Below are 12788 nucleotides of genomic sequence, written 5' to 3'. Positions count from 1 at the left end.
TCGCTTCCACCCACGGGTCTATTTTCCTCTGAGACGCATTTGTAATTCCAACCAGGCAAGATATGATCTTGTTTAGTTGTTCAGGTAATGTTTTGGTGTTCTAAGATTAACGCCTGGCATCTTGAGACTGCTTGGTTCTGTTGACTCCTGGACTTCCATACTCGTTTTTCAAATAGATTGAACTTTGCTTTGACAAGATAGCGTGGCCTCATAGCGCAGTTTACTTCTTTCTTCCAAAACAACAGATGTTACGAAATCTTTCAGTGTCTGGACAATCTATTATGAAGTGCCACAGGAATAAACGCTCTCGTAGCCCCAAAGCATTCTTGAAGAGACTTATCAATTCACACGGTTTTGTTTTTCCACGTTTCCATTTGATTCTTGAATCACAAGTCTTCTATCGGGGTGTTCCTGGCCATCTCTGAGGCCGCCTTAACTGCATCGACCTTCTCTTCGAACAAACGAATCACCTTCGCTTCACTTTCATGGTCGACTAGCCATTTGTCCTCGTGGGGTTTCACATGAGAAATATCCTCAATAAACCTTCTCTGATCTCTGGAACTTTCTTCAGTCAATCATCAAAATCCATTAACACACTTCCCAAGTTTTATGAAGAAGCAGTATTGAGTGAAGCTCACAAGCTCATCAAAGCTAATCTTCAACAACCGAGTCTCTTGCGATCAGCGCAGCTCCAAAGGCCCCTACTATCTCCGGAGCTTCAGGAACTATGATCTCTGTTCCGAAAAGTTCCTTCAAAGCATCAACAACTCCAGAGTTTCTCGCGACGCCCCCGGTGAAAACAAGGGGAACGGGAGATCCAAGTCTCGAATACATTGCTCCAACTCTCTTGGCAATGGCCCTAAACAGACCAGACGAGATGTTCTCTATCCTCTCTCCCATTCCGATCAAGGAAACGACTTCGGACTCTGCGAAAACTGTGCAGACAGAACTTATAGAAACATCTTTATTCCGTTTCCTAGCCATAAGGGCCATCTCATCTATTTCAAGTTCAAGTGCAGACGCCGTAACTTCCAGAAACCTTCCCGTTCCAGCTGCGCATTTGTCATTCATGGCGAAGTCATCGACATTACCATCCGGGGATAGTCGAATTACCTTGCTGTCCTGACCACCGATGTCGATTATCCCCCTTGCCTCTGGAAAGAGTGCGAAGACTCCCCTGGCGTGGCATGAGATTTCCGTAATCCTGTCACTTGCAGATGAAACCAGCAACCTTCCGTAACCAGTGGAAACACATTTTCCTATGCGTTTGCCTTCCTTCGAAGCCACTTCAGTCATCTCCGCAATTAGAGCTTCGGCCGTATTTGAAGCTCTTACACCGGTCTTCAATGTCTTCGAGAAAATGATTCTTCCTTCTTTGTCTATCAGAACTCCGTTAGTCGTGGTAGAACCGGAATCAACCCCGGCAAAAAGCATCTTCATTCCCTCCTTGGAAGGTGACACTGATCTTACGCTATTCTTCTCCATTAATGCTCCTATTCTCGTTGACAACTGCCCTTGGGAATTGATAGGATAATCAAGTTCTATTCTGTAGACACTTTTGTCATCCGTAGGACGCACAAAATCATAGAAATCACAGAACTTCGGAGCCACAAAGACCGTCGCATCAACTTCCCCATTTGAAAGAAATTCTCCTTCCGAGAATCGAGCGCACGGCGATCTCCACTTAAGAAGTCTCTCTGCAACTGCATGAAGCGGATCGGGTTTCTCTTGAGTTCTCTCTGAAAATGGTCTACCTCCCAAACAGGTGTCGTTAGCAACGATCATGCCTCCCGTCTTTTCAACTGCTGCATCTAAAGCTCCAATGTCAGTCATCCCGCCGGTTATTGCAAGCCGGCTCTTGCCTGCAGTTGCTCCGTATTTCGAAGTGTAAGTTGCCTGCATGCCATTAAGTGCCTGAAAATATAGGTTCGTAAGGTCTTCTGCTGCCAATCTCTTTTCATTCGCTTGCACAAAATCGACAAGTTCGTTGAATCTACGAATGCCTTCTCGAAGATCGGTGGAAATACCTGAGCTCTCGAGGAAGTAAACTAACCTTTGAATCTCGGCTGCCAAGAATCTTACTGCTTCTCTATCCCTTTTCCAGGGTAATCTGAGGATGAATACGTTTGCCAAGGAGAGTTCATCGAGAAGGTCTCCAACTCTACGCATTGCATCGCAGGAATCGACTATCAAGAGACAATCATTCGAGTCAAGCTCCATGCCCTTCTGATAGACTGTCTTTGCATATCCGCAAAGGTTGCATCCCAGTTCATGACTTAAGGTCGGAGAAGATGTCATCAGCCTCTGGAAAGCAATATCACTACCCATAAGTACTTCCAAAGGTAAATAGCTACATGTGTAGTAGATCATCTTCTGTTCTCCAGTATTTCGAGGAAGGCTTCCACTCTTGTTCGAAGCTGCCCCGCACCTTGTGATGAATGATCGACACAGTCTCCCGTTAACTCTAGAAATGGAATCTTCTCACTTTCAAACAACCTCTTGAGGAAAGGCACGCCTCCGGAAGACTGCCTGCAACCCCAATGAGAGAAGTGAATAACCCCATCGACATTGAAATCTCTGGCGAGGCCCAAACAGAACTCGCCCCGATCAACGACGCTACCGCAAAGCGGATTGAAAACAAGCTTTTTTGCAAGGCTTTCTAGCGGTCGGTCGGGATCTACTGGATATATCCAGTCCCACATAAGTTCGTTACCTACAACTAGATTTTCACTATTAGGTGAAAATAACTCGAATAACTCATTGTCGTAATAAGGTGGTATGTGTAGCCATAGTATCCTCTTTGCGTTTTCGGGGATTACTTTAAGGCTCTCCGCGATGTTTCTGGAGCCCAATGCAATTCGAGGATCACCGGCAAGAGTATGAAGGACATACAGCGAGTTCATATGTTCGTAGAGATGCTGAGGAAGATACGAGCCGTGCGCTCTGAGCCTAGCCTTTTCGAGGTTATTTATCAGTTCTCTTTCATAAGATAATCTCAACGACAACTCATCCATCTTGAAAGGCTTCCCGGTGATCTCTTGAATTGTGACAATTACATCTTTCAGTTGAGACACGACGTACCCTACCGCTTCCTGCTTCCGACCTCTGGGCACATCGATCAAAATAAAAGGCACGTCATACTCTCCAGCTATTCTTTTGAAGGTCGGGAGGTTTCCGTCGCATAGAATGCTTGTGGTCATCACCAGTTTCGGCGGAGGAAGTAGCTTTCTCAAAGAAACACCGAGAGAAGCCCTATGAAAAGTGCACAGAGAGTCGCTTATTCCAGCCTGCGAAGAAACAGAGATTGCCGTGTCCTCAAGATGCATAGACGAAAGTGCGCCTGAAATGCCTTCGGCCGAAACGGGTCTAAGCCCCCCCGAAAGAAGTAGTTCTGAAGGGTTCATCAGATTTACCCACGCGGTCTTCTCACCCTTCACTGCATGATAGACCTCTTCCAGAGCCAAATGATTGACCGTATTGACAAATCGCGGTCGATCTCTGTCTGGAAAATGCTTTCTTCTGAAGTTCTCAAATGCCATGCCGAGCTGAAGCCATTTCTTGAACCTATCTCTGTCATCTATGTGATTTCTGAGAAAGCTCCCGAATCTAACACTCTTTCTTGACATTAACTATGCCCTCACTCCCGCCATCGAAAATCGCTGACACCACCATTATCCTTATTTAGTCAGGAATGTTAGAAGAGATTCAATTATAACCTCTTGAGAACAGAGAGTTTATCGTTCATCATAATTACTCTTTCCGCTGCCAGTACCAGCCTGACAAGAATCCCTTCTAACTGCTCGGCGGTTGAGCTTCGTTTTCCGCTTGCAACCCAAATGAAAGGGACTTTCTGAAGTGATAGCCGTATATTGCAAATTCGACTGACAAAGGGAAAAGCGACGGCTTGAAGAAAATCGTCCACAAGAGCAACGACCAGTAGTTCATTCTGCCTTTATCCTTAATTCCAAGTACCCATAGGGACTTCAAAAAAGCCTTGATACTATCGGTGAAAGGCCTAACGTGTTTAACTGAATTAGGTTTGTAGTTCTTAAGAAAGGTAATTACTCTCTGGGTGTAAGGCTTCGGCGCGTAGATGCTCTTGAGAATTCTGTAGTATCCGTCTACCAGATTCTTCATTCCCATCTTGGGAACTATGTTAGTCATAGTGCTGGTGTTGTTGCCGGAGAACTCCGATACGATCCTGTTTTCTTTTTTCAGTCTCTGGAAAAGTCTCGTTCCCGTTGGTGCAGTAAGAACACCGACCATCGCCGTCACTATACCGCTCTTCTGAATGAAATCGATCATGTTGCTAAATACCGAGGGTTTGTCATGATCGAAACCCACAATGAATCCTCCCTGAACCTGAAGTCCGAACTCCTGCATCTTTCTCACAGATGAAAGCAAGTCCCTGTTTCGATTCTGGAACTTACCGCACTCAACTAGACTTTCCTCTTCGGTAGTCTCTATCCCAACGAATACGGTTCCAAAACTTGCATCTACCATGAGTCTCATGAGTTCGTCGTCATCTGAAAGATCGATTGAGGTTTCTGTATTCAGCACGAACGGATAGTTCCTTTTTTTCATCCATTCTGCAATGGCTGGAAGAATCTCTCTCTTCAGTTTTACCTTATTGCCGATGAAGTTATCGTCAACTATGAATACTCCTCCACGCCAGCCGGCTTTATATAAAGCTTCCATTTCAGCGACAAGCTTTTCAGCGCTCTTTGTCCTGGGAATGTGCCCGTTGAGCAGAACGATGTCACAGAACTCACAGTTGTAAGGGCAGCCTCTAGAGTACTGGATGTTCATTGAAGAGTACTTTCTCATGTCCAAAAGACTCCAGTCTGGAATGGGACTACTTTCAATATCCGGAAAATCATCGGATTTGTAGATGTGCTTGGCCTGCCGTTTCTCCAAATCAAGGAGAAATGGCTCCAAAGTCTTCTCTGCTTCGCCGAGGACAAGGTGATCGACCTCACTGAACTCCTCGGGTCTTGTTGTAAAAAGCGGCCCGCCCGCTATAGTCTTGACGCCTAAATCTTTACACTTCTGAATAACCTTCTTTGCCGAGTCGAACTGAATATCCATTGAGCTAATCATTACGTAATCCGATTTCTCTATATCTTCATCGCATAGAGTATCTGTGTTCATATCGATAAGTTTCTTCTCCCATTCTTTAGGCAACATAGCGGCAACGGTCATGAGCCCCAGCGGTGGATATGCAGCCTTTTTGGAGACGAATTTCAAGGCATGTTTGAAACTCCAGAACGTCTCTGGATACTCTGGATAAACCATCAAAACTCTCATATCTCCACTTCCTTTCTCTAACGATGCTCAACACTCTGAAAATTATTTCTTTGTAAATCGATTCCTGCAGGAAAAATTATCGCCCAACGAGTCGCTGATTTTTTTTCTGCTGAGTTAACCGGCTTCGTTCACTAAACGTCTTTCTAAGACAAAGATTTGCTAACGTTGGAAAGAGTAGTAATCTGTTGGTGACCGAAACCTGGTTTATCCCGCAGTCCTTCATAAATAATTCTATCACACAGCGCCAATCTTAAAAGTCCATCGGTCCATCCTGTCTTGCCAACACAAGGTCTTCTCAACTAGACTCAAGATCTTCTGATAAAGTTACCTACCACTGAAGACAGTGTCTGTTTACTTGAAAATGAAGTTACTCTTATACATCAATTACCTTCTTACACAAACCAGTTGGAAAACCCCTTCAAGAAGAATAATAAGATGAAAACTGCTTTGCCACTACGGAGATGGAGTACCTCCTATAAATAGTTTTGCTCCCGTTCTCGGCAATCATCTTCATTCTTCTTGCGGAGGGTCTTGCATCTATCAGCAGTCTCCTTAGCTCCTTTTCGATCGAAGCCTCGTCGGTTGTATCAATGAGAAAACCATTGTATCCGTCACGTATATAACTCTTCACTCCCCCGCGCTTTGGCGCGATAGCCACAAAGCCTGCAGCCATGGCTTCAAGTATGGCTATTCCAAACTCCTCTTTGAAGGAAGGAGCAACATACGTCGGAGGCCACGGAGTGGCTTTTACTCGCGAAATACTATTTTCAAGACATCTAATCTCATCGTTGTTCATCGCAGGTAAGTGGCAGAATCTCCCGTGGAGTTCTTTGTTTTGTCTCACGTATTTTCTGATCTCCTCAAGTTCGTTTGCTTCGATTCTATTTGGATGATCCAGATCTCCCCCGACTATAACTAAATTAAACGAATTCCAGAGACCAGAGTTTCCCCAGGCCTTTAGTAGTTTCACCTGGCCCTTTGCAGGATCAAGTCTTCCAACCGTAAGAAGCAGAGGATTGCTTCTGAAAGATCTTTCGAGGTAGAATTCCTTATCTTTCTCGAATAGCATCGAATAGAGAGGCCCATTCACAAAAATCGGGCACTCATTCCGTAATGATATACCTTCCGGCATCATCGTGAGTTTCTTTGAGATACTTTCGTCGAGAAGTGGCGGATAGTATGCAAGTAGCTGATTCCTGCTCTCCTCACTTCCTATTCCGAAAAGCCTGTCGCAGTCCCTAAGCATCTTCCACGATACTTCGACTTTTGAAGTCTCTCTTAGTGCATCAACAGCATCCAGTTTGATAAGAGACCCTTTCTGATCTACGAAGCGCCGCTGGGGATCGGGTGTTACCGTAAAAAAGGACCGGACCCCAGTCTTTTTCGATAGATCGAGCATCGCTTGAGAAGCGAAATCCGAAAACCTCAAATGAAATTGTCCCGGGCTAATTCCCGCAATTGAAAGTACGTCTGTAACGTTCGAAATTACAGTAGTTCTATCTTTAAGAAAGTTGTTCGTAATCATCTTTTCGAAATCTAGAAAAGGAACGTACATGAAGTAGTGATGTTCTCTTTCCGTTCTCCACAATCGGTCGATTCTCGATATTTCCCTCATTTCGAGTGGAACGATTGTAACAACACCCGGTAAGTTCTGAGTCAGTTCATTTCCGAGTGTTCTGAGAAACGTTCCCATTCCACCACTGGAACCCTTTCCTGTCTTCAGAGGATCACCATAGAAACTGAACTGAACAAGAACTGAGTTCACACGAATCTGATCTCTCAGATCTATAAGCAAAGAGTAAATCTTTCTTAAACAAGGATCAGCAGTTAAGACCGGGTGATTATCGGGAAGATTGATTCCATACCTCACCGCTTTCAAGATAATACCGAGGTGAAGTGAAAGATCATCTCCGAAAGACTTACCTATCATTTCCCTAATTAACGGTCTTCTCTCACCTGATAGCAAGAGCAGAAGAGGGCGGACCTTTTCATTCTCTTTCCATAGATCTAGCAGGGTTTCCGGATCGAAGCCATCTCTTCCGTCAAGTACCGCTGACTCGAGAAGGACTGAAGCATGCTTTTTTGCAGCAACTAGATCGGAAGAATCATAGCGGATTACTCTTGAGAGAAGTGAATCGATCTCTTCGGACTTTCCAATAACAGTCAGCAAATCTTTAAATGCAAGTTTTCTTCCACTACGTTGTACTCCTCTGAACAACGATGTGGACAAAAGAATGTCATTCTCCCACCCCCTAAGCTTTGCTTCTAATGCCTCATAGCTAAGAACCTCACCCATCCTGATTGCAGAAAGAATTCTTACTAGATTGCTTTGACGAAGAGATAATTTCTCAAGCTTCTTGGGTTCGTTAAGCTGAGAGATCAAGTGCTGAGAAGCCGAGAAATCATCGTTAATGACAACACCGTCACGAACTTTCTCACAGGCGTCTTCGAAGGCAAGTACAGATTTCTCCACCCTATCTGCGATGTTCCGGACATTTTCGAACAGTCTCGATTCTTTATCTTGCACCTTCTCACCTCAACAACGATGATATCAGTTAGAGTCTCTTCCACTGAAGTGAAGATACACTCTAATCCAGTCTCTAAAAACAGTCTAGTCCGCAGTGCATTGTGATTATAGAGCACGCTTACTATAGAAATCGGCCAGCAGCAATCTTTTCAAATTACTTTCATGCTGTGCAACAACTGGTAAAGGATCTTTAGAAGATCGAGGGGAGACAAAGAATATTTGATGAATCAATCTTTCCCGATAAGTAGAGTTTTCTCACATGATAATTCATCCTTTGAAGGCATTTAAAACAGTTGAAGCAAAAAAATAGAGAGTAATTGATCCAAACAGAAACAAAAAAGGGGAGATAACTCCCCCTGGTGGAGCCGAGGGGATTCGAACCCCCGGCCTCCGCCTTGCGAAGGCGGCGCGCTCCCAGCTGTGCTACGGCCCCACATAAAATTGATTATAGCCTGAATCAACAAGGAATTCAATCATATGCAGATTAGAGACTAGACGGAATACCTATTAGCTCCCCGAATTTGAAGATACTCAAATCAGTTGAATGACATGGCTTTAGGACAAAAGCAGTATCTATCCCGTGGTTTGTTCCGCCTGCCGAAATCACCCACTGATCAGTTCTTACAATTCCTGCATCGGCTGCCATTATGGCTATCTCAACGGCTACTTTCGTTCCCTGGCCAAAGAGGCGCAGGGCTGTCGCGAAAATCTGTAAAGGATACATGCCGCCATTCGCTTTGGCAAAAGCTACTTCTATTCCTCTGAAGAGATGGGTCACTGTAAGTAGTGAATGTCGACTTCCAGAATAGAGCTTCCTAACTTTAGGGTCGAATTCATCTTCATCTGGTTCTCGAAAGCCAACACTATGAGTGACGATTATCAACCGGACTGAATCAGGGACAAGATCAAAAGCCATTCTTGCAACTGCACCACTCGTAGAAGGCAAGATCACTTTATCGATCTTCTTCTCCTCGGCCCTTTCAAATATTCTCTCAAGGAGTGTTTTAGTTGTTTCTTCGTCACTCTTTGAAAAGTATATCGTCATTGCTTCATTTCTCCTTTTCGATTTCAGCTTCTTTAATCGCTTTGCTGATGATTCCTTCATCCACCAGATAAGGAAGCGTTATCTGCTCGCTCCCCCTCTTTTGCCTGTTGAATTCAGATGCAACGGACAGGGCGTTTTCGTTTCTCGCCCAGGCTCTTCTGGCCACACCACTCATGACGTCCCAAGATATTGATGTTCTGATAATCGCATCCACTCTCTCGCTTCCATCCAGTACAAGACCAAAGCCACCGTTTATTGCCTTGCCTATTCCAACGCCTCCACCGTTGTGGAGCGAGACCATGCTCATGCCTCTTCCAGCATTGCCAGCGAAGCACTGGGTTGCCATGTCTGCCATAATATTGCTTCCATCTTTTATATTCGATGTCTCCCTGAAAGGCGAATCGGTACCGCCGGTGTCGTGATGATCTCTCCCAATCATTACCGGCCCTATCTCTCCGCATCTCACCATCTCGTTGAATTTCAGAGCGATATCGCGTCTTCCAGCAGCATCCTGATAAAGTATTCTCGCCTGCGTGCCAACTACAAGCCGGTTCTTATCGGCGTCCCTAATCCAGATGTAATTGTCCCTGTCCTGGCCTCGTCGATCTGGATCAATAAGACTCATTGCTGCGGCATCGGTTTTCAACAAGTCCTCCTTTTTGCCGCTCAGGCACACCCATCTGAACGGTCCGTACCCGAAATCGAAAAGCATTGGACCCATTATATCTTCTACATAAGAGGGAAAAATGAATCCTTCCGAAGTATCCGTTCCATTCTTCGCAATTTCTTTTGCACCGGCATCGAAGACCGCTTTCATGAAGGAATTACCGTAGTCGAAGAAATAGGTTCCCTTGTCAACAAGCATTCTAATCAGGCTGAAATGCCTCACGAGTGATTTATCTACCAGTTCTATAAATCTTTTCCTGTCACTTCTCAGTAGCTCGGTTCTCTCATCGAAAGTCAAACCCTGAGGACAGTAACCTCCATCATAGGGAGCATGACAGGACGTTTGATCCGACAACAACTCAATGTGAACATCATTGCCGACGGCATATTCCAGAAGATCCACTATGTTCCCGTGAAAGGCAATAGCTTGGCTTTCTCTTTTTTCCATCTTCTTGACCGCGAGAGCGAATGCTTCAGAAGGATCTTCGATCACCTCGTCAACCCATCCCTGTTCGAGTCGCGTCTCGATTCTTGATCGGTCAACTTCGGCAATTATGCCGACACCGCCCGCTATCTTTACAGCCTTTCCCTGAGCTCCGCTCATTCCTCCCAGTCCCGATGAGACAAAGAGATGGCCAGCAAGATCGCCTTCGTCACCAATGCCGAGTTTCAGTCTTCCTGCATTGAGAATCGTGTTGAAGGTTCCATGGACAATTCCTTGAGGCCCTATGTACATCCAGCCACCCGCGGTCATCTGGCCATAATTAGCAACTCCAAGCGCCTGTGCCCTTATCCACTGTTCCTGATTATCAAACATTCCTACCATAAGGGCGTTCGTTATGATTACTCTTGGACTAGATTTGTTTGAACTGAATAATCCGAGCGGGTGTCCAGACATTACAACCAGAGTTTGATCATCAGTCAGTTCCTCAAGGTACCTTTTGATAAGCCTGTACTGCATCCAGTTCTGACAGACCTGTCCCGTCTCACCGTAAGTGACGAGTTCATAAGGGTAAAGAGCAACATCGAAGTCAAGATTGTTATCTATCATTACTTGAAATGCTTTACCTTCAATGCACTTCCCTTTATACATTTCGATAGGCCTGCCCTTTATTTCACCCCGAGGCCTATATCTATATCCGTAGATCCTGCCCATCGTTAGAAGTTCATCTAGGAATTCTGGGGCAAGTTTATCATGAAGCCTTACAGGTATGTAACGCAGTGCATTCACTAGAGCAAGCTCTATCTCCTTTTTAGAGAGATTTAGTTCTCTCTTCGGTGCTCTCCGGATTCCCGGCTTGAATTCTGGATCCGGTGGCAAAGTATCTTCCAGCTTGATTTCCATAGATTTGAAAATCTCTTCTGAAGAAAGCAAGACATTACCTCCTTTTATTCTGATGAGTCATTATTCCTGTAATCAAAAGACCAGCTGCTTTCGACTATGCTAGATCCCGAAAGCTCCCGCTATTGATTCTCTAAAGGGCTCCCAATGGGGCGGCAGAAAGGTGAACACTACGAAGGTGACATCAAGCAAGACCAACATTACAAGTAATGCCTGCAGTCTTCTCTGCAGCAATCCTGGATGAGATCTTGAGCGCCACTAGCTGCCCCAGCGCAACTGCCATTACCATGAGAAGTACATCAAGAATGAGACCGTGGTGAATGACAAGAAAATAGGAATACAAACCTCCATGAATTGTTACGCACATACCTAGATTCCAACTGCCTTTCCAAAGAGAAAAGAAGCGGTTGGCACCTCTCTGCAAAACAGCGGTTCTAGAAAAAGGTGTATCAGTCCCGGCGTAAAAACCATTTTCAAGTGCTTCCAGACAGTTCCATTTACTGGTGTAAAAATACCTGCTATAGTATTGTCCCCGCTCCAGTCATAGGCCATGTGAAGCAAGGTACCGACAATAAATACGAAAGAGAAGCCTACTACTTCACAACTAAGAAAACTGGTCTTTCTCACCGACATCTCCACACACTACCAAATATATCCTTCCGTGAACTTCGATTTGACGATTCTCAATTTTCTGGGAATGTCGATTTCGTACGGGCACCGTTCATTACATACACCGCAATCATAGCAACTATCTACGCCGGGAGACATGGTACTGTACTCTGAAAGACCCTGCTCTTCACTTCCAAACCAGTGAGCCAGTCTGTCCCTCAAGGCATAATCTGCAGCATCCCTTACTTTTCCGTCGAGCATCTGCCTGTCATAGCGACCTTCTGCGAGAAAGAATCCGGGAATATTTATCCCTTGTGGACATGGGAGACACTTCATGCACTGCCTGCAAACATAGTTACCGAGTTCAGGAGCGGTTAGAAGCAATTCGTCAAGTTCTTCAGAAGAAAATGGTTCCTTCTCAATGAGGCGAAGATCTTCTTCAAGCTGCTCAATAGAATTTATCCCACTTACGATACACGAGACGGGAACTGTCAAAGTATACCTGAAAGCGTTTTCAGTGCTCTTCCATAAATAGCCGTCGGCAAGTGGTTTCATCGCAACTATCCCTATGTTGTTAGAGACTGCAAAGGGTATCACCTTTGTTTCTATCTCAGGGAAATTGAATCTGTCATAGTAGTTCATCTGTGTCATGAAGAGATCGAAAGGATATTCCTTGAGCGCTCTCAAGAGTGTTCCACCATAACCATGACTGGTTATTCCCACGTAACTAATAAGTCCTTCCCTCTTGGCCCATTCTATAGTCCTCAGTGCACCATCTGAGGAGGATATCTCTTCCCAGTCGCTATTCTTTGTAACGGCGTGGAGAAAGAGTATGTCTATGTGCTCTCTCCCAAGAGCTTTCAAGGTGGCCAAAAGATCTCTTTCGGAAGACTTTCTGTCTCTTCCTCCAGTCTTTGAAGCAACTATTATTCCTTCTTTAGGTAGAACTAGAGAGAGTTTTCTCTCGGATACTCCATCACCGTAAGACCTTGCGGTCTCAAAATAATTCCCGCCCGCTTCGAGGTATCTTTCGACGATCTCCTTCACAGTCTCAAGCTCTATCTCGAGAAGATGAAACCCTCCCAAGCCCAGAAGAGATACCTCAAGATCAGTCTTCCCAAGTCTGCGATATTCCATATCTTCACCCCCCGGTGAGAATCTTGCTAGGTAGTATGCGGGATGTAAACTTTCTCTTTTAACTTCGAAAGAAACGCATTGTAAAATCAATAACTGCCGAAATTCCTGCAAAGCGCTTTCCGCATTTGAATTCAATAGATGAACAAAGTTCAGTA

Annotated in this window: 10 protein-coding genes and 1 tRNA gene; all 11 read right to left on the bottom strand. The window is 44.9% G+C overall.

The features are described 5' to 3' along the window. Positions 1-386: 386 nt before the first annotated feature. The 11 genes from Y696_RS05220 to Y696_RS05175 all read right to left on the bottom strand — a co-directional run bounded on the left by Y696_RS05220 (position 387) and on the right by Y696_RS05175 (position 12633). A complete protein-coding gene (locus Y696_RS05220) occupies positions 387-575 on the bottom strand; it encodes a DUF2188 domain-containing protein (RefSeq protein ID WP_121509832.1) in 189 nt (62 codons plus the stop codon). Between the two features lie 76 nt (positions 576-651). Continuing rightward, positions 652-2370, bottom strand: coding sequence for an acyl-CoA dehydratase activase (locus tag Y696_RS05215; protein WP_121509831.1), 1719 nt, complete (start codon positions 2368-2370; stop codon positions 652-654). Then, positions 2367-3626: a 2-hydroxyacyl-CoA dehydratase subunit D gene (locus Y696_RS05210; RefSeq protein ID WP_121509830.1), complete on the bottom strand. Its 1260-nt coding sequence runs from the start codon at positions 3624-3626 to the stop codon at positions 2367-2369. The genes Y696_RS05215 and Y696_RS05210 overlap by 4 nt, the downstream gene beginning before the upstream one ends. A 166-nt stretch (positions 3627-3792) precedes the next feature. Continuing rightward, positions 3793-5307 carry a B12-binding domain-containing radical SAM protein gene (locus tag Y696_RS05205; RefSeq protein WP_121509829.1) on the bottom strand — a complete coding sequence of 505 codons (1515 nt, stop codon included), beginning with the start codon at positions 5305-5307 and terminating at the stop codon, positions 3793-3795. Positions 5308-5725: 418 nt separating this feature from the next. Further along, positions 5726-7834, bottom strand: a complete 2109-nt coding sequence (locus tag Y696_RS05200; RefSeq protein WP_259459851.1) for a glycosyltransferase family 4 protein — start codon at positions 7832-7834, stop codon at positions 5726-5728. Between the two features lie 357 nt (positions 7835-8191). Continuing rightward, positions 8192-8267, bottom strand: a tRNA-Ala gene (locus tag Y696_RS05195). Between the two features lie 51 nt (positions 8268-8318). Beyond that, the gene (locus Y696_RS05190) at positions 8319-8879 is read right to left on the bottom strand and encodes a pyruvate kinase alpha/beta domain-containing protein (RefSeq protein ID WP_121509828.1); all 561 of its coding nucleotides are present in this window, start codon (positions 8877-8879) and stop codon (positions 8319-8321) included. A 4-nt stretch (positions 8880-8883) separates the two neighbouring features. Beyond that, complete coding sequence (locus Y696_RS05185; protein ID WP_409071680.1) at positions 8884-10890, bottom strand: urocanate hydratase; 2007 nt, start codon at positions 10888-10890, stop codon at positions 8884-8886. Positions 10891-11071: 181 nt separating this feature from the next. Continuing rightward, positions 11072-11230: a hypothetical protein gene (locus tag Y696_RS14250; RefSeq protein WP_257211989.1), complete on the bottom strand. Its 159-nt coding sequence runs from the start codon at positions 11228-11230 to the stop codon at positions 11072-11074. A gap of 26 nt (positions 11231-11256) precedes the next feature. After that, the gene (locus Y696_RS14245) at positions 11257-11514 is read right to left on the bottom strand and encodes a DUF6512 family protein (RefSeq protein ID WP_257211988.1); all 258 of its coding nucleotides are present in this window, start codon (positions 11512-11514) and stop codon (positions 11257-11259) included. A gap of 15 nt (positions 11515-11529) precedes the next feature. Beyond that, positions 11530-12633, bottom strand: coding sequence for an aldo/keto reductase (locus Y696_RS05175; protein ID WP_099772190.1), 1104 nt, complete (start codon positions 12631-12633; stop codon positions 11530-11532). Positions 12634-12788 lie beyond the last annotated feature (155 nt).

Origin of the sequence: Mesotoga sp. H07pep.5.4, from assembly GCF_003664935.1 — a bacterium.
GTDB lineage: Bacteria > Thermotogota > Thermotogae > Petrotogales > Kosmotogaceae > Mesotoga > Mesotoga prima.
Note: the sequence above shows the minus strand (reverse complement) of the source record. Positions and strands in the feature narration are given on the sequence as shown.

Excerpts from the sequence above, each read along its gene's own strand:
- Y696_RS05215 (WP_121509831.1), bottom strand. The coding sequence starts at position 2,370 with ATGATCTACTACACATGTAGCTATTTACCTTTGGAAGTACTTATGGGT.
- Y696_RS05210 (WP_121509830.1), bottom strand. The coding sequence starts at position 3,626 with ATGTCAAGAAAGAGTGTTAGATTCGGGAGCTTTCTCAGAAATCACATA.
- Y696_RS05205 (WP_121509829.1), bottom strand. The coding sequence starts at position 5,307 with ATGAGAGTTTTGATGGTTTATCCAGAGTATCCAGAGACGTTCTGGAGT.
- Y696_RS05190 (WP_121509828.1), bottom strand. The coding sequence starts at position 8,879 with ATGACGATATACTTTTCAAAGAGTGACGAAGAAACAACTAAAACACTC.
- Y696_RS05185 (WP_409071680.1), bottom strand. The coding sequence starts at position 10,890 with ATGGAAATCAAGCTGGAAGATACTTTGCCACCGGATCCAGAATTCAAG.
- Y696_RS05175 (WP_099772190.1), bottom strand. The coding sequence starts at position 12,633 with ATGGAATATCGCAGACTTGGGAAGACTGATCTTGAGGTATCTCTTCTG.